The 22,740-nt window shown below is 40.3% G+C and carries 29 protein-coding genes; 5 read left to right on the top strand and 24 right to left on the bottom strand.

Annotation, left to right across the window (positions count from 1 at the left end; genetic code table 11):
- The first annotated feature begins 296 nt into the window (after window positions 1-296).
- A complete protein-coding gene (locus ABTV07_RS12430) occupies window positions 297-1,034 on the top strand; it encodes a DUF4397 domain-containing protein (RefSeq protein WP_433742712.1) in 738 nt (245 codons plus the stop codon).
- A gap of 39 nt (window positions 1,035-1,073) precedes the next feature.
- Here ABTV07_RS12430 and ABTV07_RS12435 read toward each other — a convergent pair whose 3' ends face one another.
- The 6 genes from ABTV07_RS12435 to ABTV07_RS12460 form a co-directional block, all read right to left on the bottom strand.
- Window positions 1,074-1,655: a YpmS family protein gene (locus ABTV07_RS12435; protein ID WP_433742714.1), complete on the bottom strand. Its 582-nt coding sequence runs from the start codon at window positions 1,653-1,655 to the stop codon at window positions 1,074-1,076.
- A 3-nt stretch (window positions 1,656-1,658) separates the two neighbouring features.
- A complete protein-coding gene (locus ABTV07_RS12440; protein WP_433742716.1) occupies window positions 1,659-2,471 on the bottom strand; it encodes an SGNH/GDSL hydrolase family protein in 813 nt (270 codons plus the stop codon).
- A gap of 83 nt (window positions 2,472-2,554) precedes the next feature.
- Complete coding sequence (locus ABTV07_RS12445) at window positions 2,555-3,547, bottom strand: nucleoside hydrolase (protein ID WP_433742718.1); 993 nt, start codon at window positions 3,545-3,547, stop codon at window positions 2,555-2,557.
- 106 nt (window positions 3,548-3,653) lie between these two features.
- The gene (locus ABTV07_RS12450; RefSeq protein WP_433742719.1) at window positions 3,654-4,496 is read right to left on the bottom strand and encodes a DegV family protein; all 843 of its coding nucleotides are present in this window, start codon (window positions 4,494-4,496) and stop codon (window positions 3,654-3,656) included.
- 168 nt (window positions 4,497-4,664) lie between these two features.
- Entirely contained in the window at window positions 4,665-4,916 is a 252-nt protein-coding gene (locus ABTV07_RS12455) for a DUF2535 family protein (RefSeq protein WP_433751219.1), read from the bottom strand.
- Window positions 4,917-5,005: 89 nt separating this feature from the next.
- Window positions 5,006-5,662, bottom strand: coding sequence for an SOS response-associated peptidase (locus ABTV07_RS12460; protein ID WP_433742721.1), 657 nt, complete (start codon window positions 5,660-5,662; stop codon window positions 5,006-5,008).
- Between the two features lie 110 nt (window positions 5,663-5,772).
- Here ABTV07_RS12460 and trhA point away from each other — a divergent pair, with 110 nt between their 5' ends.
- Window positions 5,773-6,408, top strand: a complete 636-nt coding sequence (trhA, locus tag ABTV07_RS12465) for a PAQR family membrane homeostasis protein TrhA (RefSeq protein ID WP_433742722.1) — start codon at window positions 5,773-5,775, stop codon at window positions 6,406-6,408.
- Window positions 6,409-6,440: 32 nt separating this feature from the next.
- On the opposite strand, the gene ABTV07_RS12470 is transcribed toward trhA, so the two are convergent.
- From ABTV07_RS12470 to ABTV07_RS12530, 13 genes are all read right to left on the bottom strand, one after another.
- Window positions 6,441-6,926: a dihydrofolate reductase gene (locus tag ABTV07_RS12470; RefSeq protein ID WP_433742724.1), complete on the bottom strand. Its 486-nt coding sequence runs from the start codon at window positions 6,924-6,926 to the stop codon at window positions 6,441-6,443.
- Window positions 6,923-7,717 carry a thymidylate synthase gene (locus ABTV07_RS12475; protein WP_433742725.1) on the bottom strand — a complete coding sequence of 265 codons (795 nt, stop codon included), beginning with the start codon at window positions 7,715-7,717 and terminating at the stop codon, window positions 6,923-6,925. The genes ABTV07_RS12470 and ABTV07_RS12475 overlap by 4 nt, the downstream gene beginning before the upstream one ends.
- 259 nt (window positions 7,718-7,976) lie before the next feature.
- Window positions 7,977-8,576, bottom strand: coding sequence for a YpjP family protein (locus ABTV07_RS12480; RefSeq protein WP_433742727.1), 600 nt, complete (start codon window positions 8,574-8,576; stop codon window positions 7,977-7,979).
- Between the two features lie 292 nt (window positions 8,577-8,868).
- Window positions 8,869-9,654, bottom strand: coding sequence for a class I SAM-dependent methyltransferase (locus ABTV07_RS12485; RefSeq protein ID WP_433742728.1), 786 nt, complete (start codon window positions 9,652-9,654; stop codon window positions 8,869-8,871).
- A 61-nt stretch (window positions 9,655-9,715) separates the two neighbouring features.
- Window positions 9,716-10,150, bottom strand: a complete 435-nt coding sequence (locus ABTV07_RS12490) for a BrxA/BrxB family bacilliredoxin (protein WP_433742730.1) — start codon at window positions 10,148-10,150, stop codon at window positions 9,716-9,718.
- Window positions 10,151-10,164: 14 nt separating this feature from the next.
- Complete coding sequence (locus tag ABTV07_RS12495) at window positions 10,165-11,298, bottom strand: conserved virulence factor C family protein (protein WP_433742732.1); 1,134 nt, start codon at window positions 11,296-11,298, stop codon at window positions 10,165-10,167.
- A gap of 63 nt (window positions 11,299-11,361) precedes the next feature.
- Window positions 11,362-13,239: an ABC-F family ATP-binding cassette domain-containing protein gene (locus ABTV07_RS12500; protein ID WP_433742734.1), complete on the bottom strand. Its 1,878-nt coding sequence runs from the start codon at window positions 13,237-13,239 to the stop codon at window positions 11,362-11,364.
- A complete protein-coding gene (locus ABTV07_RS12505; protein ID WP_433742736.1) occupies window positions 13,236-13,880 on the bottom strand; it encodes an HD domain-containing protein in 645 nt (214 codons plus the stop codon). Before ABTV07_RS12505 ends, ABTV07_RS12500 begins: the two co-directional genes overlap by 4 nt.
- A gap of 126 nt (window positions 13,881-14,006) precedes the next feature.
- Window positions 14,007-14,849: a DegV family protein gene (locus ABTV07_RS12510; RefSeq protein WP_433742738.1), complete on the bottom strand. Its 843-nt coding sequence runs from the start codon at window positions 14,847-14,849 to the stop codon at window positions 14,007-14,009.
- 23 nt (window positions 14,850-14,872) lie between these two features.
- Window positions 14,873-15,367 carry a hypothetical protein gene (locus tag ABTV07_RS12515; RefSeq protein ID WP_433742739.1) on the bottom strand — a complete coding sequence of 165 codons (495 nt, stop codon included), beginning with the start codon at window positions 15,365-15,367 and terminating at the stop codon, window positions 14,873-14,875.
- 59 nt (window positions 15,368-15,426) lie between these two features.
- Complete coding sequence (locus tag ABTV07_RS12520; RefSeq protein WP_433742741.1) at window positions 15,427-17,115, bottom strand: formate--tetrahydrofolate ligase; 1,689 nt, start codon at window positions 17,113-17,115, stop codon at window positions 15,427-15,429.
- Window positions 17,116-17,141: 26 nt separating this feature from the next.
- Window positions 17,142-17,831 carry an AIM24 family protein gene (locus ABTV07_RS12525; protein ID WP_433742742.1) on the bottom strand — a complete coding sequence of 230 codons (690 nt, stop codon included), beginning with the start codon at window positions 17,829-17,831 and terminating at the stop codon, window positions 17,142-17,144.
- A gap of 19 nt (window positions 17,832-17,850) precedes the next feature.
- Window positions 17,851-18,522 (bottom strand): class I SAM-dependent methyltransferase, encoded by a 672-nt coding sequence (locus ABTV07_RS12530; protein WP_433742743.1) that lies wholly within the window; start codon window positions 18,520-18,522, stop codon window positions 17,851-17,853.
- Between the two features lie 116 nt (window positions 18,523-18,638).
- Here ABTV07_RS12530 and ABTV07_RS12535 point away from each other — a divergent pair, with 116 nt between their 5' ends.
- Window positions 18,639-18,857 (top strand): DUF3892 domain-containing protein, encoded by a 219-nt coding sequence (locus ABTV07_RS12535; protein WP_433742745.1) that lies wholly within the window; start codon window positions 18,639-18,641, stop codon window positions 18,855-18,857.
- An 81-nt stretch (window positions 18,858-18,938) separates the two neighbouring features.
- Here the strand turns inward: ABTV07_RS12535 and mntR are convergent, their stop codons facing one another.
- Window positions 18,939-19,358 carry a transcriptional regulator MntR gene (gene mntR, locus ABTV07_RS12540; protein ID WP_433742747.1) on the bottom strand — a complete coding sequence of 140 codons (420 nt, stop codon included), beginning with the start codon at window positions 19,356-19,358 and terminating at the stop codon, window positions 18,939-18,941.
- Window positions 19,359-19,644: 286 nt separating this feature from the next.
- Here mntR and cspD point away from each other — a divergent pair, with 286 nt between their 5' ends.
- The gene (cspD, locus tag ABTV07_RS12545; RefSeq protein ID WP_009791749.1) at window positions 19,645-19,845 is read left to right on the top strand and encodes a cold-shock protein CspD; all 201 of its coding nucleotides are present in this window, start codon (window positions 19,645-19,647) and stop codon (window positions 19,843-19,845) included.
- A 64-nt stretch (window positions 19,846-19,909) separates the two neighbouring features.
- Here cspD and ABTV07_RS12550 read toward each other — a convergent pair whose 3' ends face one another.
- Together ABTV07_RS12550 and ABTV07_RS12555 are read right to left on the bottom strand one after the other, a co-directional pair.
- Window positions 19,910-20,086, bottom strand: a complete 177-nt coding sequence (locus ABTV07_RS12550) for a zinc-finger domain-containing protein (protein WP_433742750.1) — start codon at window positions 20,084-20,086, stop codon at window positions 19,910-19,912.
- A gap of 15 nt (window positions 20,087-20,101) precedes the next feature.
- Window positions 20,102-20,767, bottom strand: coding sequence for a reverse transcriptase-like protein (locus tag ABTV07_RS12555; RefSeq protein ID WP_433742752.1), 666 nt, complete (start codon window positions 20,765-20,767; stop codon window positions 20,102-20,104).
- A 163-nt stretch (window positions 20,768-20,930) separates the two neighbouring features.
- On the opposite strand from ABTV07_RS12555, the gene ABTV07_RS12560 reads away from it, so the two are divergent.
- On the top strand, window positions 20,931-21,329 hold the full coding sequence (locus ABTV07_RS12560; RefSeq protein WP_433742754.1) for a reverse transcriptase-like protein: 399 nt from the start codon (window positions 20,931-20,933) through the stop codon (window positions 21,327-21,329).
- Window positions 21,330-21,382: 53 nt separating this feature from the next.
- Here the strand turns inward: ABTV07_RS12560 and ABTV07_RS12565 are convergent, their stop codons facing one another.
- Both ABTV07_RS12565 and ABTV07_RS12570 read right to left on the bottom strand, forming a co-directional pair.
- Entirely contained in the window at window positions 21,383-21,658 is a 276-nt protein-coding gene (locus tag ABTV07_RS12565) for a DUF6123 family protein (protein ID WP_433742755.1), read from the bottom strand.
- Between the two features lie 163 nt (window positions 21,659-21,821).
- The gene (locus ABTV07_RS12570) at window positions 21,822-22,721 is read right to left on the bottom strand and encodes a 5'-3' exonuclease (RefSeq protein ID WP_433742756.1); all 900 of its coding nucleotides are present in this window, start codon (window positions 22,719-22,721) and stop codon (window positions 21,822-21,824) included.
- Window positions 22,722-22,740: the final 19 nt, after the last annotated feature.

Here is a 22,740-nt window from a genome sequence, read left to right on the forward strand (position 1 = left end):
CTCCTATTTTTAAACATAAAAAAACCACGGACGACACAGCCCATGGTTAAAAATAGGAAGCAAGTGAATTACATTCCGATTATTTTTATCCGATGAAGACAGGCTGTGCCATATATCTACCTAATTCTGCTTCTAAAACAAATAATGTTCCTGACATATGACATCACCTTCTTTCCATTAGTTAATCTTATTATGGAGTATTTACCAAAATAATGCAACTGTTTTTTCTTGGGCTATTCACCATTTTTTCATTTTCGCATACGTTATTGACGAATCTAAAAATAGGAGCGAGAAAAATGAACAATCAAGAAATCGAATTGCAGAAGGCATCCATGTATGATTTACTCGCTTGCTACTATAAATATCTGGATCCAACAAAACATATCCACTATTATCAACTTCATTTGGACCATTTGAGAAAAGCGGTATCCACGGCTGAAGTACAAAGACAGCAAAAGATGGCAAATGTACGCATCCTGCACGCTGCACCAGATCTCAAGAGCGTCGATGTGTATATTAACGCCCAAAAAGTACTCAGCAATATCTCTTTCAAACAGGCGAGCACGTATTTAACATTGCCTTCCGGAAAGTACCATATTGATATTTATCCATCAGGTACTAGTGTCACAACGGTCATCAGCAAAAAAGTTACCATCGAACAAGGGAAAAACTACACCTTAGCTGCTGTAGGACAGGGAGAAAAACTTCAGCTTCTGCCTTATGCAGATATACCGGGGGTCCCACCAAACGAAGCAAAGATACGGTTTATTCATTTATCTCCTGACACACCTGCTCTCGATATCGCAGTGAAAGGAAGGGATGTTGTCTTCAAGGATGTAGCTTACAAGCAGGCATCTGAATATTTAGGCATCACGCCCATGACGGTAGAGTTGGAGGCGCGCCGTGCTGGAAACAAGGAAGCGATCCTTCCATTCCCCGTGATGAAATTCAAACCTAACCGAAGCTACACGATTGTTGCAGTAGGCTTGGCAAATGGAGAACCGAGCCTAGAAATCATCTTACTTAAAAACTAAAAACGAGCGCTTCGGCAGATATGACGAAGCGCTCGTTTTTCATTGGGTGGGTACCAATAATGTAAATGAAATATTATCGTCCTTCAGATTAAATTCATCTGCCCGGACTTTCAGATCACTTTTCAACTTCATATCATGAAAAGATACATAGACCATTTTATCATTAGGCTGAATTTTCACCCAATCGGGCAGCTTATAGGAATCCCTGATGAACTTTAACACATAGGAAACGGGCAAATTCAACCGTCCAAGTGAAATGGACTTCTGTCGAAGGACAAGATCCCCATTTTTCAGTGCCTCAGGTTCAAATGTCATTTTCAGGTTCAGATCTTGTGAAAAAATTGGAATGGTTCCATAGAGCTCGACTTCATCAGTCAACAAAACTCTATAATCGACAGGGCCATTCAACCCCTCTTTCTTGATGTAATGATTGATCATTTTATTTAAGTCTTCTTTTGTAGCATTTATATGAAATTGGACATCCTTGCCGCTGGAATAGGCCCCCTTTGGATTCGTTTCATCTTTCGCCGGCATGAATGCCATTGCGAAAAGGATGACGATTCCGAGGATAACAAGCCCAGCCAATCCAAAAAACGCTGTCTTCCATTTATTTCTCTTCATTCATCAATCTTCCTTTACTACTAAATTGGACTCTAATAATCCGTTGATCTTATCCCCTTTCAATTCTTCAAAAATACGGTCTGCTATCAATTTATAGCCTTTGTCATTCGGATGGAAATAATCCTTATAAAGCAATTCTTCTTCCTTATTCTCAAAAATATCCGAAATGGGCACAAACTTTGTCTGATCAAATTCCCCGATAATATCTAGGCTTGCATTATTCCAGTTGTAAACGATCTGCTGAAGTTCTTTTACATCTGAAAACCATTTAATAAAAGGATTATAAAGGCCAACCAACACGATCCCAGCATGGGGATTCTCTTCCCGTATCATCAATAAAATATCTTTCAGTCTCTTTTGATAGCCAATCCTTGCATTCTCGAATTCTTGTAGTTTTAAGTTGGAAAAATTATCACGGAACACTTTCATGATGTCATTTCCGCCGATAGTTATCATGACGATATCGGCTTGTTTGATTTTACTCTGCACTTTCTCTGTTTTCAGCCTTGAAAGCAGCTGGTCTGTTCTGTTCCCTCTAACGCCAAAATTATAGAATGTAACTTCATCTATACTTTTTTCACTTTCAAGACCTTTTTTTAAATAAGGTATATAGCCCCCTGAGTCGGTACTGTCGCCAACACCCTGCGTCAAGGAATCACCTACTGATACCACGGTCAGCTTTTTGGGAATAAAGTCAGACGGAGGATTCTGCTTTTCTTCCAACCCTACCTTACGAGTTGGATTTTCAGCTGAAATTTGTGAGCATCCAGGTAAAAAAACACTAAAAACTAAAAGAAAGGTGAGAATTTTTTTCATGACTGCCACCTCGCTTTTTGTCGATATTGATATTATATCACGATATGAACCTCATGAAACCCGTCAGACATAATGTAAGGAAGTCATGGATTAATAAACCTCTGCGGCTGCCTGCTGGGACCTGATGTAAAAGTATTGAATACTTGTTTTATAAAAACTTCATAATTAAAAGATTGCGCAATAAAATGACTTTGCCATGGTGCTTTCGTTTCACTCTCTCTGAAATCCCCCAGGCTTTGCCCAAATCCTGGTCCGATATCCACATTGATTTTAATGGGAAATTCTTTAAACACAATGTCCGCTTTTGGCGTCAATGACCACATGGATAGTAAATCATGCAGTGGGGCACCAATGATGCCAGGATACTCTTTTTCATAAAATGCATAATAATAGTCAACCAGTGGTTTAATTATCTTGCCTGCCTGATCATTTATTTCATGAAAATACTTGTCTAGGAGATTGATGTTTTCTGGTGTTATGATGGAGTATCTTGTTACATCAAGAGGAATGATATGAAGTTTCATTGGGGAAAGCTGAACGACTAAATTTGCAGCATATGGATCACTGTAAAAATTTGCTTCTGCAGCTGGCGTTACGTTTCCAGGAGCTAAAAATGCACCACCCATTATGTAAATATCCTTTATATATTTGATTTTTTCAGGATACAGCACAAATAGCGTAGCTAATGAAGTAAGCCTCCCAGCTGATAGAATGCTTAAATCATATTTATATTTTTCAATGAGATTAACGACCTCATAAAAATTTTCTAGGTTGTTGCTGCTTGGAATATTTTTAGGAATGATTGGGCCAAGCCCTGCGGGACCATGAACTTCCAAGTAATATTTTGCCGGCATGCCAGTCAGGGGTGTTACAGCACCACCGAAAACCGGAATATCGGAAATGCCTGTGATTTGCTGAAGAAATTTCACATTTCTGACAGCTTCTTCTCTAGAAACATTACCATAGTCCGCTACAACTCCAACTATTTCTACTTCCTGGCTATAGTAAGCGAACAATGCAGCCACCACATCATCAACACCAAGATCACTGAACAGTAAAATTTTTTTCTTTCCCATCGCATGAACACCCCCGTCTTTTTATTTATATGCAGAGAATCCCGTCTCCCCCACGAATTATTAAAAACCCTTTCAGACGAAAAAAATGCCCTAAAATGGGCATTTCTCATTCGGCGTAATATATAAAGCCTATAGCTCCTGGACCGGTATGTGTACTGATGATAGGTGTTGTATCATCGATGTACACATCTTCATATCCTGTGGCTTCCATTATTTTCGACTTTAATGCTTGAGCCAATTCCATATTGTCAGCATGCATGATAGCTGCAGCTTTTATCGTTTTCCCTGCAATATCATTGACGAATTGCTTCGATAAGAATTTTACTACCTGGGAATAGCTTCTTACTTTCGAAACGGGGCTGTATTCTCCCCCTTCTAAGGAAGCGATCGGCTTGATATGGAGAAGGGATCCCAATAAAGCTTTTCCTTTCCCGATGCGGCCGCCTTTGACTAAATTCTCCAAAGTATCTACCACAACATAAAGATGAGTGGATTCTCTGATCGTTTTTAGTCTTTCAAGGATGTTTTCCATACTGTATCCATCATTGGCCATCTTGGCAGCTTCGAGTACCTGAAAGGCAAGACCCCTGGTAATAAATCTTGAGTCTACTACGGTCACTGAGGCTTTTGACATTTCGGCAGCGCTTTCAGCTGTTCGTACAGTTCCACTCATATTGCCCGTCATATGTATGGACAATATTTGGCTGCCATCGCTTCCGAGATGATCGTACATTTCAACAAACTTGCCAATGGGTGGCTGTGAACTTTTTGGAAGCTCTTTGGAGTTTTTCATCTTTTCCAGAAATGTTTTTGGTGTAATTTCAACTCTATCTAAATAGGTTTCATTATTTATGGAAATGGAGAGAGGAATCACACTTATTCCCCATTCTTCAATTTCTTCTTTTGTTAAGTCCACCGTGGAATCGGTGACAATCTTGATTGAACTCAAACTATCCACATCCTAACACTGCTTTGGTTTCAATTATTATATCTTTAAAAAAGGGAGATGAATATCATTTTTTCGAACTGGATGCTTTTGGCAGCAGAAACACCCTTTGCGGCTCCCACAAAAAAAGATGGCCGCACATAATGCACAGCCACCTTTCCATAAAAAAGATCAAGCATTATTCTTTAATTCTGCCGGCTGATATATCTCTTGATATTCAGTCCATTTTAATACTTTCTTTAAATGCATTTTAAAGGAATACACCTCATTAGGCTGAGCCTGGCAATCAATTTTCTTTAAAAATGACTGCAGCCTTACATGCATTTTGAAATAAAGCGGATTTTCCTCTTGCAATACTGGAATTTCGATAACTTTTACCTTCTGTCCATTTTCCGATTTGAACTCAAGGCTTTTTAGCAGCAAAGTATCAATCCTCTTTTTCACCCGTTTGTCTTCATTATACCCTATTTCTGACCGCAATACCTGTCTTAAATTGTCGTTATCTATATTTTTTATATTTGTTGGATCTTTTTTATACATTCCTTGCTGTCATTCATTGGGGAGTTGACCAAAGAGGAGACAGCATAATTCGTAAGACTTCCATCCTTAAGGGGAGAGAGCAGATGTTTAACCTCATTAAATGTAGAATCAGACAGCCACTGATGGACTGTAGAATCATCTTTCAGAATCACCGGCATTCTTTCATGGATGTCAGCCATATCTTCATTCGCCTCAGTAGTAATGATTGTACAAGTGGCATCTTGGTTATTTCTATCCCATAGCGCTGCAAAAGCAAATGGCTTTTTTTCTTTTAGTTGGATCCTATAAGGCTGTTTGCTTCCATCCATAGCGCTCCATTCGTAAAAGCTGTCTGCCAAAATGACCATTCTTCTTTTTTCTAAAAGTTTATTATAGCTTGGCTTTTCCTCTAGGGACTCTGCACGGGCATTTATCAAGGGCTTCCATTGTTTCATAGCTTTTACCCAATGTGGGACAAACCCCCATTTAATATAGCCTGCTTTTCTTTCATTTTTCATTTGTACTGCGCCTAAAACATTTTGTGTTGGTGCAATGTTGTAGGATGGTTCGAATAGCTCAGGGAAATCATCAGGGAGAAATTGTTCAATCAAGTCTTCTTTTGATGCATCTAATGTATACCTTCCACACATACCCTTTCACATCCCTTCCGCCGTTTCATAAGGATTTCCAGAAAATATTTGCAGCTTTGGTGATTGAGGTTTATGATATTCTAAAATAAAAAGAAAGCGAGGTTCAATTATTGACATCCACTCATTTTGAAGACTGGAAAGAAGAATTGGCCAACGCCATTACCCATGGGATCGGATTTTTATTGAGCATCCCCGCCCTTATCATTCTAATTGTGATTGCTTCACATAAACAGGATGGCTGGTACATGGGCAGCTTTTTGGTTTTTGGGATTTCCATGCTTCTATTATATCTATTTTCAACGATGCTACACAGCTTTAAACCTTCTAAAGTAAAAAGGATCTTTGCTATCCTTGACCATTCTGCCATTTATTTATTGATTGCAGGTACCTATACCCCTTTTGTCTTAATTACGCTAAAAGGAACGCTGGGATGGGTGCTTTTTGGATTGATTTGGCTTCTTGCGGTAGCAGGAATTGTATTCAAGTGCCTTTTCATTGATAGGTTTCAGCTGCTATCCACTATTTTTTACGTTTTGATGGGATGGCTCATCATCATTGCAATCCAGCCCCTGTATCACAACTTGACTCCTTCAGGTTTCATGTTCTTGTTGACTGGCGGCATTCTTTATTCAGTTGGAGCAATATTTTACATCTGGCAAAAGATACCCTTCAACCATGCAATTTGGCATCTGTTCGTACTTGGCGGCAGTGCATTCATGTATTTCTGCGTGTTATTTTATGTTTAAGATGAAAAATAAAGAGGGGCACAGGGCCCCTTTTATTTTTTTCTATACTTCATAAACTGGTAGTCATATGGGTTTTTTTCATTTTTGACACCTTTTGTTGACCAAAGCAAATTCCATTCATCCCAGATTACATCACGAAAATATGTATCCCCTTGAAATGTTTCTTCAATTTTTGTGACATACATTTGATCGACTTCATCCAAAAACAGACGGAAAAGTTCTGCCCCGCCGGTTATAAAAACTTCTTTATCCTGATTATCAATCCAATTCAGCAATGATTCTTTTTCATGAAAGAGCATGTAGCCCCCTTTTTTATATGAGGCATCTCTGGTCAGTATAATATTCGTCCTGCCTGGTAATGGCTTCCCAATGGATTCAAACGTTTTTCTCCCCATTACGATCGGGTGATGCATGGTTGTTGTTTTGAAAAACTTAAGATCCTCTGGAAGCCTCCACGGAAGCGAATTGTCACTTCCGATCAAACCTTCTTGATCCATGGCAAAGATAAAGGAAATCATACACTCACAGCCCCTTTTATATGTGGATGGGACTGATAGCCCGTTAATTCAAAATCTTCAGATCGGAAGCCGAATATATCCTTCACTTCAGGATTGATCTTCATCGTTGGGAGTGGGTATGGATCCCTTTCCAACTGAAGTTTGACTTGGTCGATATGATTGGAGTAGATATGGACATCTCCAAAAGTATGAACAAATTCTCCCGGTTCAAGATCGCATACCTGTGCCACCATCATCGTTAAAAGGGCATAGGATGCAATGTTAAACGGCACCCCGAGGAATACATCTGCTGATCTTTGATAAAGCTGACAGGACAATTTTCCATTTGCAACGTAAAATTGAAAAAGACAATGGCATGGCGGAAGGGCCATCTTGTCAATTTCCCCGACGTTCCATGCATTGACAATCATCCTTCTTGAGTCAGGGTTATTTTTGATTGTTTCTATCAATTCAGTGATTTGATCAACTGTCGTCCCGTCGCCGGCACTCCAGGAGCGCCATTGCCGCCCATATACGGGCCCCAATTCACCTTTTTCATCTGCCCATTCATTCCAGATCCGAACACCGTTTTCCTGCAGGTAGCGTACGTTGGTATCGCCTTTTAAGAACCATAGCAGTTCATGGATGATGGATTTCAGATGAAGTTTTTTTGTGGTGATCAGCGGAAAGCCTTCATTGAGGTCGAATCTCATCTGATAGCCGAACGTACTAAGCGTTCCTGTCCCCGTTCGATCTTCTTTTTTTGTTCCATTTTCTAATACATGTCGGCATAAGTCTAAATATTGCTTCATCAAGTTGTCCCCCTAAAGAATGATTACTTCTATTATGAAATAAAAAGATAGTATTCGTAAACCTTGTTGTTAAAATCTTAATGCCGATTTTAACGTCATAGGACCTGTTTTGTACGTTGAAATGTAGTATCCAGGCTCTTTTCTAGCTATATTTCTTGCATAGTTTGCATAAGTTAGTTCGTTTTTATGGCTAAAGCAGCAAACTTTGAGAAAAGAGCCAATAAAAAAAGAACCTTTCAAGAAAGGTTCTTTTTAAAGCCTACGCCGACATCCATTTTGGCGGTGTATTTTTATCCCAATAGATCATCCCTAGATCATAGTGGGTCTGGAACTGATCATGGTATGTATGATAATGAAAATTGAAGTAATATCCTTCCAGCGGCGGGTGGTCCCTTCTAACATGAAAGCGAATTACGTCATCCCCGGTATAGGCATTATAGATATGAAATATTTTTTCACTTGTTCCTCCGCTTGGCTCTTCTGAAATGGCCAGATGGCTCAAATCCTCTTTTGGATATTGGTCAATGGTCATTTCAATGGCCTTTTGAATATTCGGCAGGATGATGTCCTTGAATTCATTTTCGATGACCGGTGTAATTTTTCGCCCGAATTTTTCAAAGGATTGCTTCTCTGCTTCTTTCATGACTGTCCCAATGATAGCATCCCTTGAATCGGTATCATCAAATAGACCGCTTCTTTCTGCCTTGTCATCATAATTATTTTCAAGTTGTGGGGTAGTCTGCTGTTCTGCTTTATCTAATGTCTGATTCTCGGCCATGAACGCCTGTGACGGTGTTACCATGCCGAAGGACAAGATGGAAATCAGGACAACAAACGATTTGCGAAGCCATAATTTCATGCTAAAAACCCTTTCTTGCGAATTGATCGTGTCATCTCTTCATAATTATTATACTAGCTTTCTACGAACAAAAGTAGAAAAGGTTTCAAATTATCAGACAGAAAATGAAAAATAGGAAAAAAGTTTGTTCATAGTGAAAAAAGGAAATAATAATAAAAATAGGAAAAAGGGGTGTATCTGGATGGCTGATACTTTTGCTGTCATTGGATGTGTAGTCATGCTTGCATACTTTGTGTTTTTGTCGATAACAGACTAGGCATTGAAAGGGCGCCTGAATACTCAGAGCGCCCTTTTACTTATCCAGGACCCCGAAATGGAACTTGGATGACTTGCGGATAATCTGTCGAAATCCATATTTATTAAACAAAGGGGAGCGAAAATGCTCTTTGAGTATAACCTTTTTTGCTGCCACCCTCTTGGCCTCTTCTACTACTTCATCTGACAACTCAGTATAGACTGCCCAATCCCGCAGCGCATTTATTCCCTCTGACTCCTTGATGGATTCTTCGAACATGGGATCAAGATAAACAATATCAAATGAACCATCCTCGCAGCTCTTTAAGTATTCAAGGTGTGAAGAGGAAATAACTTCAATCCTTTTCATGGCAGCATCCAATTCTGGAATGCCTGATTTCCATGAATGAAGTCCGGAAGCTACTATATAGGCTACATACGGATTACCCTCAAGACCTGTAATTTTTCCGTCCTCGCCTGCCGCGAAGCTCATCACAATACTGTCCGATGCAAGTCCGAGTGTACAGTCCAATACCTTCATACCCGCTTCAAGCTCCATGACCTCTATTAACGGATCCGATTCCCCTCTGATCAATCTCTTGACCCTGAAATTGGCAGAATTCGGATGAAAGAAAAACGGGACCTCTCTTATGGAATCCTTTTTGAAATGATACAACTCCATTCTCGTCTTCCCCATTACAATGCAATTATCCTGTAGTCTTTCCTGCATGGAAACCAGTGTTTCTTTATTTCTGTCCACATATGGAATGCCTAATTCCTGCGCAGCATTTTTAGCTCTGGCCGTCAGATTCTCGTTGGTTCGTTCTGAAGTAGTTAAAAACAAACTCTTCACCTCTCTTACATTCAAATAGAAAGGATGCCATTTAGGCATCCTTTTCGCTTCATTAACAATTTTTATCAAACGCACCCATTAAATTATGGATGATTTCTTCCATTGTATGATCTTCTATGTCTTCCCTTGGAATAAAATGAAGAACTTCTTTTCCTTTAATGAGTGCCATGGATGGAGAGGATGGTTCAAAGCCTTCGAAGTATTCCCTCATTTTTTCAGTAGCCTCTTTATCCTGGCCGGCAAAGACAGTCACAAGATAATCAGGGGATTTATCAGATGCTACAACCGCTTGAGTGGCTGCAGGACGGGCCAAGCCTGCTGCACAACCGCATACAGAATTGACGACCACCAGTACAGTCCCTTCATTGTTCTCCATAAATTCCTCTACTTCTTCTCCAGAAAGTAATTCTTTGAAGCCAGCTCTAACCAATTCCTGTCTCATCGGAATGACCATCTGTCTCATATATTCTTCATATGCCATTGACATTTACGTTTCCTCCTTTATTCTCTTTCTTTCTTATTTCTCGCTTCCGTCATTTGTTTCCAAACCGATCCTTTTGCTTCCTCGCCGCCCTCAATTCTCTCAATTGCCATTTTAACTTGGAGGCTCACTTCGAATTCAGGATCATTTTCTGCGTTCTTTAAAGCTGGAAGCGCCTTTTCATCTCCCACTTCGTATAGAAACATCGCTGCACGCCATCGGACAATTTTGCTTGTATCTTTCAATGCTTCCATCATTTCTTCCATTGCTTCTTCATAGCCAAGGTCAGATAAGCAATCTCCCGCTGTCCGCCTTACCATGACCGTTTTGTCCTTAAGTCCTTTATACAAGAATGGAAGTACACTCTTATCCTCGATCATCCCTAAATATACGACAGCCAAACGGCGAATAGAAGGCTTCTCATCATTCAATGCCTGCTCAAGAAGCGGAAGATCCTCCAACTCAGGATCATCCATTTGATCGAGGAGCTGGTATCTTTTGCGCCAATCAGGGTCGGCGAACATTTCTACTGTCAATTTTTTCTTTTGGCGTACTGTCTCGCTTTTCTTCTCAGGGGACTGTGCCTCACTTACCAGTTCATCCAATCTGGATTGAGGATAAGCGGCAACGATTTCTTCCTGAAGTTCTTGACCGATTTGGTCAAGTTCTCCGTAGCGGATGCCATAGTCCTTCCACTTTCTTGCCAGGACTACGTTATCATCTTGCTTTTGCGCAGCACCCACTGCAGTTATATATGCTTCAGGGAGGCCGAATCTTCTTTCCTCATTCCCATCAGTCAATTTGATCTGCATTGGGATGCCTTTGAAAAATTGAACGGAGGCGTTTACTTCACCGAAGTGCTCGTCGGGTTTGATCCCGTCTTCTTTAGCATCGGTTTCTTCACCAAAAGCCGTCCTTACTTGAGGAAGGATTTCCTGCCAATCCACCTTCCCGTTTCTCTCTACAGCTAAAAAATCTGCCACGTGATAAACACCCTTCACACCTTCAATCTTCAGGATATCCTGAATGATTTTCGGTGCATCAGAAGCAGTTTCTTTTTTATAGTTATTGCTTTTCCCTGAAGGAAGTTCTTGATTTAAAATGATTTTCATTGTATTAGGGCTGGGAGTAGGTTCTATGGATTTAATATTCATAATCAAACCGTCCTTTCCTCGAAAAAATCCATCATCATTGTAACATAAAGACTTTTTTAACTGCTAATCCGCAAGCTCGGATAAATAGGACCATCGTTCAATCAGCAATTCCAGATTCTCATTGTATTGTTCAATCTCTTCCATGAGGATTCTTGCTTTATCAAAGTCACTTCCGACGTTTTCCAGATCACTTTGAGCCTTTTCTAGTTTCTCCTCTGCAGAAGAGATTTTTTCTTCGATTTCTTCCCATTCCTTTTTTTCCATATAGGTCATTTTCTTCTTTTTAGGAGTCTCTTCTACGACTGTCTTCATTTTAGCAGGAGCAGCCTTCTCTTTATTCTCCTGTGCCTCTTTCTCTAAATATTCGCTGTATGTCCCGTAGAAAGGAAGTATTACACCTTCTCCCTGGAATACAAGGAGCTGAGTTGACGTTTTATCCAGGAAATAGCGGTCATGGGAAACGGTAATGACCACACCAGGGAACTCTTCAATATAATCTTCGAGCACAGTAAGGGTCTGAGTATCCAAGTCATTGGTCGGCTCATCAAGCAGGAGCACATTCGGTTTTGTCATCAATAACCTAAGGAGATACAGACGTCTTTTCTCTCCTCCTGAAAGCTTCCTGATCAGCGTCCCATGGGAATGCATCGGAAACAAAAATCGTTCAAGCATTTGAGCAGCTGAAACAGTCTCTCCTTCTGTCGTTTCTATCACGTCCCCGTACTCCCTGACATATTCAATCATTCGCATATTTTCATCCATCTCTTCATGGTTCTGTTGAAAATAGGCGATTTTCACCGTCTGTCCAATTTTCAGCTCACCGCTATCGAGGGCTAAATTCCCCGCGATCATATTTAAAAGCGTGGACTTCCCGCTCCCGTTTTTACCGACTATGCCAAAACGGTCCCCAGGTTTCACAAGCCAATCAAAATCCTTCAAGATATATTTGTCGCCAAATGATTTTTGAGCATTTAAAAATTCAAGAACTTGTTTTCCAAGCCTGCTTCCTTTAAAAGACATTTCCACTTGCTCTTTAGCAGGGACGCTTCCCAATTGCGACTCAATGGATTCAAAGCGCTGTATCCTGGCCTTTTGTTTAGTCGACCTTGCTTTAGCGCCTCTTCTCATCCAGGCAAGCTCATTGCGGTAAAGATTCCTTCTTTTATCCTCAGCGGCCGCCATCTGCTCTTCCCGGAGAGCTTTTGCTTCAATGAAATCCTGATAATTTCCTTTGTATTCATAGAGGGAGCCATTATCGAGTTCAAATATTTTATTTGTCACATAATCTAGAAAATACCGGTCATGTGTAACGAGCAGCAAGGAACCGCTGTATTTTGCCAGATATTCTTCCAGCCATTTGACAGATTCATAGTCGAGGTGGTTAGTAGGCTCGTCCAAAATCAGGAGGTCCGGAGTTTCAATCAGCACCTGGGCAAGCGCCACCCGCTTCCTCTGTCCACCTGAAAGCTCGGCCATTTTTTGCTTGAAATCAGTGATTCCCAATTTCATTAAAATTGTTTTTGCAGCTGAATTTGCTTCCCATGCCTGATTTGCATCCATGTCTTTTTGAAGCCTGAAAAGCTTCTGCTGCACTTCTTCATTCTCAGGCTGAATTTCCAGCTTTAATAATGTCTCCTCATATTCTTTAAGAAGCCGGATGATTTTGGCTTCACTTTGAAAAACCTGGTCAAGCACTGACATTTCTTCATTGACCGCAGGTTCCTGGGGGAGATATCCGATCGTATAGTCCTTCGGCGCACTCATTTCCCCTGTATCAGGAAGATCGATACCGGCAATCAATTTCAAAAGACTCGATTTTCCCGTTCCATTTACCCCAATCAAACCAATTCTATTTTTTTCAGATATCGTAAAAGAAATATTATTAAAAAGATCTTTTTCTCCGTAAGATTTTGATAGTTGTTCCACAGAGAACATTTTCATTCATAACCATTCCATTCTTTATAAAATTGCTCTAAAAATTGTTCCATGAAATGATGACGTTCATAAGCGATATTTTTCGCAGTATCTGTCATCATTTTTTCTTGAAGCAATAATAGTTTCTCATAAAAATGATGTATTGAGGAGGATTTCCCTTGGCGGTACTCCTCTTTCGTCATATTCTTTCTGACATTGATGGCTGGATCATACATGGGCGACCCTTTCTTTCCTCCGTATGCAAAAGTCCGGGCAATTCCTATCGCACCGATAGCATCCAGGCGGTCTGCATCCCTTACTATCATTGCTTCCACTGAATTTAATGCTGCTTCATGGCCGCCATTGAAAGAAATGCTGTAAATGATTTCAAGGATGTGCTGTTTCTGCTCTTCATGCAAAGTACATGAATCAATCCAATCCGAAAGCTTCCTTTTCCCTTTTTCTATATCTTCATTCAGCTTCTCATCGGGAATATCATGCAAAAGCGATGCCATCTCAATGATAAATGGATCGCCGCTGTTTTCTCCTTCAGCTATGTGAAGCGCCATTTTCCTGACCCTGTCAATATGATGCCAGTCATGTCCTGATGAATCATCTTTTAGACAGCTCTTCACAAATTCCTCTGTATTACTTATACACTCTTTCATTATCAAACCACGTCCTTGATTATATTTTATCATGTTATCCCATCAGCCTTTAACTACTTCATACTTATTAACATGAAAAAAGCCGGCATTTGCCAGCTTTTTTCATGTTAATAAGCAATAAATGGGTTAACTTTCACAGAACCAGCTGATACCTAATGTATGTTCACCTGCATGCAGACCGATGACTGCCCCGAGTGGATGGGTTGAACATTTAACATCAGGAAACATCCCCTTGATATGATTCTTCCATTTTAAAGCTTCTTCTTCATGGAGGCCATATAAAATAAAGATTTCCTTAATTGTTCCTTTTCCAGAAGAATCTTTTATATAATCCACCATTTTCTCTAACCCTTTTTTACCGCTGCGCACCTTTTCCTTTACAAGCAATTTTCCATCTGAAATGGAGATGATCGGTTTGATATTCATAAAACTGCCAATAAAAAATTGAAGGCCATTCATTCTGCCGCTTCTATGCAGCTGTTCCAAACTTCCGACAAGTACATATGTTTCATTTATTTTCAATAGATCCTCTATTATTTCTACAGCTTCCTCACTGGAACCTCCATCTGAAACGACCTTCATCCCTTGTTTGATAATATATGAGAGCGGATATGATAAGATCTTAGAATCAATCACTTCAATGGGATGATCTATCATTTTAGCAGCCTGACTGGCAGTGGAGCAGGTTCCGCTTAAATGTGAAGACACATGGATGGAAATGATAAAATCATATTCCTCTTTTAGCTTTGAATATAACTCTACAAATAAACCTACTGATGGCTGTGAGGATTTTGGTATTTTTTTTAGTCCTTTCAGCTTTTGGTATAGGTCTTCCGGCTGAAGCGTCACACCATCGAGATATTCTTCATCATCTAGCAGAATCGTCATTGGCAGCAGGTATAAATCAGGATGACAAGAAAGTTCTTCATCCAAACACACCGTACTGTCGGTCACCCAAGCAATCTTCAATCCATTTCCCCCTTGTCTATCCCCTATCTGCTAAGGGCTGTCAGTGTTTTAACTGTGTGATGAGTCATCTCCAGCAAATCATCGACCATTTCTTCCGTAATCATTCGATCAAATGTGAGAAGGAGGGATCTGGCAGGTGGTTTTAAAGAAGAAATAATATTATTTTCCTCATATAATCTATCTGTCCCCCACATTTCTTTGATCAAATTGATATTTCGGTCTGTAAGGTCATCACGGTCCCCTTTAAACTCAATCTCCGCCACTACGCCAGGGGAACTGTCAGTGAGATCCAACAATTCCGAAGCCAGTTGTTTCATCCCGGCTTCAAGCCTGATGGAAGCGGCAATGTGTGATTCTTTGGATGAAAGAGCTGCCGTGACTTCATAAAGTCTTGAAAGAGATGCGAGATCAATTAAATCCTTTCTGCCGATGACCTTGATTTCCCCGCTTAAATCAAGATCATACAGTGCACCTTCCAGTACGACTTTTAAATTTTCATATGCGGTAGGATCAAACATGGCAATCTCTCCAAAGTTTATATTGTCTATTAATTATTTTCGTTAATTAGAAATCATTCTTAGAATAGACCGACAGCTCTTCCCTCATCATCAACATCCATGCCATTTGCTGCTGGTTTCTTTGGCAAACCCGGCATGGTCATGACATCCCCGGTCAATGCAACCACAAATCCTGCCCCTAGCTTAGGGATTAATTCCCTTACGTGAATCGTGAAGTCAGAAGGCCTTCCGAGCTTGTTCGGGTCATCTGACAGCGAATACTGAGTCTTTGCCATACATACAGGCAAATGGCCCCATCCATTTCTTTCTGCTTCCTTAAGCTGTCTGAATGCTTTTGTTGAGAATTCAACGCCTTTTCCACCGTACACCTTTTGTACGATTGCCGTTATTTTTTCTTCAATCGAATCGGATACTTCATATAGTGCATGAAAGTTGTTTTCTTGATCTTGAATCGCCTGAAGGACTTTCTCTCCTAAATCTAATCCGCCTTTTCCACCATGTTCCCATACCTCTGTCAAAGATGCAGATACCCCATTTTCTTCACACCACTTCAGCAAAAGGGAAACTTCTTCCTCTGTATCCGTTACAAATCGGTTGACAGCCACTACAAAAGGAAGTTCGAACTGTTTAATTGTTTCTATGTGTTTCCTTAAATTATCAAGACCCTTTCTGAGCGCCTGTACATTTTCGCTCTTCAACTCTGTCTTAACCACTCCACCATGCATCTTCAACGCCCTGATTGTTGCAACAATCACAACTGCACTCGGCTTTATCCCTGCTGCCCTGGATTTGATATGAAGAAATTTCTCCGCTCCTAAATCCGCCCCGAATCCAGATTCTGTCACAACGAAATCAGCTAGTTTAGCTGCTGTTTTGGTTGCCATGACGCTGTTGCATCCATGGGCAATATTTGCAAACGGTCCGCCATGGACAAGAGCCGGTGTATGCTCTACTGTCTGTACCAGGTTTGGCTTCAGTGCATCTTTTAAAAGAAGCGTCAGTGCACCTTCCACACCTAGATCGCCTACTGTTACCGGTTCCTTATCCACATTGTAAGCGACCACAATGGAAGAGATCCTTTTTTTTAAATCTTTCAGATCAACCGCCAGGCAGAGCACCGCCATGATTTCGGAAGCAACAGTAATATCAAATCCATCTTCCCTTGGAACACCTTGAACGGGCCCGCCCAAGCCAATTACCACTTTTCGGAGTGCCCTATCGTTTATATCCAGCACCCTTTTCCAAATAATCCTTCTTGGATCGATTTTCAATTCATTCCCTTGATGAATATGATTATCGATCAATGCAGATAAGGCATTATTAGCCGCAGTGATGGCATGGATGTCGCCTGTAAAATGCAAGTTGATATCTTCCATGGGAAGAATCTGCGAATAGCCTCCGCCCGCAGCTCCTCCTTTGATTCCCATTGTCGGACCAAGAGAAGGCTCCCTCATTGCAATAATGGTCTTCTTCCCAAGCTGGCTTAATGCATCACCCAAACCGACTGTTACAGTGGATTTCCCTTCACCTGCCGGGGTGGGATTGATTGAAGTCACCAAAATGATCTTTCCCTCACCTGTCTGAGGCAGATTATTGATCGCCTCATAACTGATTTTTGCTTTATATTTCCCGTACAATTCAATATCGTCGGGTCCCAATCCAATTTTCGTTGCAATGACACTGATGGGATCCATAACTGCTTCCTGGGCAATTTGAATATCTGATTTATATACCGGCTTTGTTTCCATGATACCTACCTCCAGAGTATGTATACTTACGACTGTTGAGAATAATAGACTTCTTCAAATGGCTGTACAACGACAAATCCATGTCCTTCGAATTTCATTTGGATGGACTCCCCGCTGCCTCTCCCAAAAAATGTTTTCAGTGATATGTCTGTCACAAACTCAGGGCTTAAATTTCCTGACCACGCAACAGTGGCATTTGGATCAGTATAAACTGGATTACCTGGCTCCACCATCAATGTCAGAGGTTCATAATGAGAAGTGATGGCAACCATGCCTGTCCCCTTAAGCTTCACATTAAAAAGTCCCCCGGAAATGATCCCGGCAATCCTTTTCATTAACTTGATATCCCAATCAATCGTTTCTTCAAATGCCAATAGGTCATTGCCATTGACATAAAGGCTTTCCCCTTGAAGATTTAATATGGATATTTTCTTTCCTTGGTCAGCAAGATAGAGTTTTCCGCTGCCAGATGCTTTCATCAGGGCCGTACCTTCACCCGTGAGTGCTTTTTTAAACATTTTGCCAATTCCATGTTCCAAAATGCCCTCTCGCTTAAATTTCACTTGACCCCTATATGAAATCATTGAACCAGCCCAAACCTGCCCTTCAAGGTTTACCTCAAGAAAACGGGGTGTCTCCAATTCGAATAGCCCCTCACCTTTATCCTGCTGTTCTGTAGCCTTTATGAATTCCTGAATCGAATAACGTTGATCCATCCTTGTCCATCCTTCCGCTTCACGCTTTTAGCATGAATAATGTCATGAAACTCAATGCTTGCTTTAATTCGCTTGGCAGTCGATCTGCCATTTTAGTGTCCACTCCCCTTTTCAGGACATGCCGTTCAGCAATTTTTCCCCAACCTGCCAGTTCTGAGAGTTTCTCGAATTCCCAAGGCATCATCGTATTGCAGATAACCTGTTGTCCTGTCAACCTGGCAAAGCTGTTGATTCTCGGCTGGGCTGTCGGACCTAAAATCCCAAATAATGCATATCCTCCTTTTTTGACACTTTGATGGATGTCCTTTAGGACCTTGAAAGGATCTTCTGTCCACTCCAATGAATTGATAGCCATTACTCCGGATAGTTCATTCTCTTGAAAAGGGATCCGATTTAAATCTCCCACTATGAAATCGAGTCTTTCACTTTTGTAGGCATTAGACATTTCAACCATTCTTGGCGATATATCCATACCTGTTACACGATAACCCTCTTTTGATAATAAAAAAGCGCCATACCCATCACCACACCCGAGATCACCAATCTCACCATCTAGTGGAACATATTCTTTAAAGAAAGGGACGATGTCCTTCCTGCTCCCGGTTTCCCACATCTCTTTACTGTTTGAATGCCAGAAATCAGCTCTATCATCCCAATCCTTTTCAGCTTTTTCATGCCAATTATATGCCACTCCATCCACTCCTCTAAATCTATTTCCTTCTTTATATATTATGGATAAACCTAAAAACTCCTGCCAATATTAAGATTATGTTAATCGGGCATACTTTTTAAAAAAGGAGGATGTGCATGGAATCGATTGTAAAGGTGCAGCGTAATCACAATGGGAAGATCATCAGTTTTGAGACAAATACCGGAAGAATCATTTCCTACCAAAAAGCACTTGCTGAAGCTGAGGATGGAATCATTTCCAATGTTGAAATTCAAGGGGACACAGAAGGAATTTCTTTTTTATCGCATACGGATTCTGAAGATCCCGGATTCAATTTATTTCCGCCAATTTACTAACTGAAAATTCATGAAGTATTAAAAAATCCATCCTTCATAAAACAAGGATGGATTTTATTAGTTTGTGAAACCAATACATTTTTATTCGTCGCTCTTGTCTTGAAGAGATTTAAGATTTTCAATCCGCGCAGGCTCTTCTTCAAAATACTGAACAAGGTCACCGATGCGGTCGATGGAATCCCAGCTTAAATGATGCTCAATCCCTTCGACATCTTCATAGATATGCTCTTCCTTTACCCCAATCATCTTCAAAAACTGCTCAAGAAGTTCGTGGCGGTAAACCAATCGTTTCCCAATCTTTTTCCCTTTTGGGGTCAAAATCAACCCTCTATACTTTTCATAAATTAGATAATCGTCCTTATCCAGCTTTTGCACCATTTTAGTAACTGAGGAGGGATGTACGGAAAGGGCATCTGCTATATCAGAGACACGGGCATAGCCTTTATTTTCAATCAACAAATATATTTGTTCTATGTAATCTTCCATACTGGGTGTCGGCATCCCATATCCTCCAATACACAACATTTTAAACAATCATTAAAAGTTTACTATAGTTCCTGCCATTTAACAAGCAAACCAAGTGTTTACAGCATGGCAGGCAGCTCATTTTAAAAAAGTTGAAAATTTCAACTACTCCGTCTTCAACTTCTTGACTATCCATTATTGATGTTGTATATTTAAGTCATCATTTACTATACTTTTATTTACATACGTAAGAGCTATAGGTAAATGATAATATTTTTGAAAGCATCTTAAGGTGCTTGTGTACATTTAGGAGGATTTAAGCATGCAAAACGGTAAAGTAAAATGGTTTAACAACGAAAAAGGTTTTGGATTCATCGAAGTTGAAGGCGGAGACGATGTATTCGTACATTTCACTGCTATTCAAGGCGACGGTTTCAAATCATTAGAAGAAGGTCAAGAAGTTTCTTTTGAAATCGTTGAAGGAAACCGTGGACCTCAAGCTGCTAACGTTGTAAAATTATAATTCATGAAAAAATATAAAGGCTGACAATTTGTCAGCCTTTTTTTGTTTCAGTTCTATAGTGTTCTCAAGACAGCTTCTTGCCGTATTCCTTTAGTTTTTGACCCACTGTGCATTTTTCAATACAAAATTTATGGGCATTTGCTTTTCCATATTCCTTGCGATGGTAAGCTTTTAAAAAACAATCTTCACAATAAGTCGCAAGGATTTCTTCCAATTCTGCGTATAATTCTTGTCTATTCAAAACATGACATCCCTTTCAATCCTCATCACTATTTCTGATCATTCCATTACTATGGACCTTTATTCCGTCCAATGCCTGCTGTGCAAGTTTATCTGCCTCTTTATTATGATTCCGTGAAATGACTTCTACATTGGCTTTTATGCGGAGATGCTTCATTTTATTTTCAATTTTATCGAGCCATTTATTGAACACCTCGTCAAAACAAGGCCATTCCCCTGTCAGTTGGTTCAATACCACTTGTGAATCCCCTTTAAACGTACATGGAATGGACGAAACCCCAAGCTCTTCAAGGATGTTCAAAGAGGTGTAAAGGGCTGCATATTCAGCTTCATTATTGGACTCAAGCTGGAGAAGCCTTTCGTTTTCCCTTACTCTCCACTGCTCTTTCCCTTTTTTATAATAAACAGCCACTCCAACTCCTGAAACCCTTTCCTCTTTTTTAAACCCTCCGTCAAAATAGACAACTACATCATGGGGTTCCTGTTCAACCTTTTGTTGAAGTTTTTGGAATTCTTTTTGATTCCATTTGTTCCCCATTTCATCTTCAATTGAAAGTTCTGATACCCGCCCTGTTTTAATTAAATCATTTATGATCTTTTCTACTTTATCGAAGGGAATCCAATCTGACTGAAACTCGGCAGGAAAGGCTCCTTTATACTTCCAAATTATTTTTGCCTGCATATTCATCTCCCCTTCACATAGAATGTCATGCGGTTGTACAAAATTGGCACCACCGCTATAATTATTAAGTATTTAGAATCATGTTCGAATTTTTTATTCGTCTATCTATTTTCTCACATTTTGATAAAAAAATCCTTTATTGTATCGAAAGGCGGCATGTTGAATGGTGGAAGTTTATATAGATGGGGCAAGTGCGGGAGATCCCGGCCCAAGCGGAGCAGGAGTATTCATAAATAATAATGGAACAGTCGAAAGATACACTTTTCCCCTGGGACAAATGAATAACCATGAAGCTGAATTTGTTTCATTCCTAAAGGCAATGGAGATTTGCGTTGAAAAGGGTTATCGAATCGTTTCCGTTCGGACTGACTCAAAAGCAGTAGTTGGGGCGGTTGAGAAAGAGTTTGTCAAAAAAGAAAAATACAGGATCATCTTTGAAAAAGGATTGGATCTGTCAAAGCAGCTGGACCTCTTTTTTATAAAATGGATTCCAAGCAAGGAAAATCGTGCAGATGAACTTGCCAGGAGAGCTATCCGCGAAAATGGAGGAATGACCGAATGACAAAAATTGGGTATTAAAAAAACAGGCGCATCTCCCATTGATGCACCTGTTTTTTATGCCAGCAGCCCTATTTCCTTTACAAACTGCAAAGCTTTATTGCGGGAATTAATTTCGTTTTCTTTCAATGTTTCAAGGAGCGAAATGTAAAAGCTCCCATCAAATGTTTTCTGCGTCTTCAATGTTATTTCAATGGCAGATTTTACGAGCTGATCGGATGCATCGGTAGAACGCTGGCCGAAATATATGAATCCGATTGCATCTTGTTCAAATTTAAAGCCTCTACCTTTCATATCCAGCAGAAATTCCCCTAAAGAAAGATCCTTTTTCACTTTTTTCTCCCCATCCTTACCTATTTCTGCTTTTTAATCTTACCCTAAATCCATTTCGTTTGCCATCCTTTTTGGACACCGAATGACAATGACTAGCTTTGTAAATTACAATGGTAAAAAGCCCGAGGAGCAATCCCCGAGCTCTGATTATAATGTCATTTTTCTAGCCGATATACGCTTCCAGGCCATGATTCTGTACTAAATATCTTCCCAATGATCTTAATTCAAATTGATTGACAATTTCAATACAGTTTTGAGGCACTTTGCTCCATTCCGCCAGACCATGTTCAAAATCAATCGGCACTTCACAATGGATTTCCGCCAACCTCCTTGAAAGATGGAGCATCTCCAGATCACTTTCAATTTTTTTGCGCTGTCCCGGAGTTAATTTATCAAGATTCTCTAAAACCCCTTCAATGGACGAATGTTCTTGAATCAGTTTTAAAGCAGTCTTCTCTCCGATTCCTTTCACCCCGGGATATCCATCACTGGAATCTCCCATCAATGCTTTTACATCGATAAACTGCCTTGGTGTAATGCCTTTCTCATCGAAGAAGCCATCTTTTGTGTACCATTGATAATTCCCGAATCCCTTTTGCAGGATGAGGACTTCAATATGATCATCCAATAATTGAAGCAAGTCTTTGTCACCTGTCAAGATCGTGACTTTTGTAGCTGGATCTACAGACTTTGCAATAGTTCCGATGCAGTCGTCCGCTTCATATCCAGCCAGTCCGATATTGGGCAGCTGAAACCCGGAGACGACTTCTTTTGCCAAATCAAATTGCGGCAGCATCTCAACAGGCGGAGCTTCACGATTAGATTTATAATCCACAAATAATTCGTTGCGGAACGTTTTGCTTCCCATATCCCAGCAGACAGCAGCATGAGTGGGTTTCACTGCATTCACTGCCGTCAGAAGATGTTTCATAAGGCCTTGAACGGCATTCGTAGGTGTTCCGTTCGAATTAATCATATATTGTCCAGTCACAGCAGTTGCATAAAAGGAACGGAATAATAGTGCCATTCCATCAATTAATAGCAGATTTTGCTGACGATCCAAAATTATCACTCCTTCGGTT

The sequence above is a fragment of the Falsibacillus pallidus genome, from assembly GCF_050990905.1.
Lineage (GTDB): Bacteria > Bacillota > Bacilli > Bacillales > DSM-25281 > Falsibacillus > Falsibacillus pallidus_A.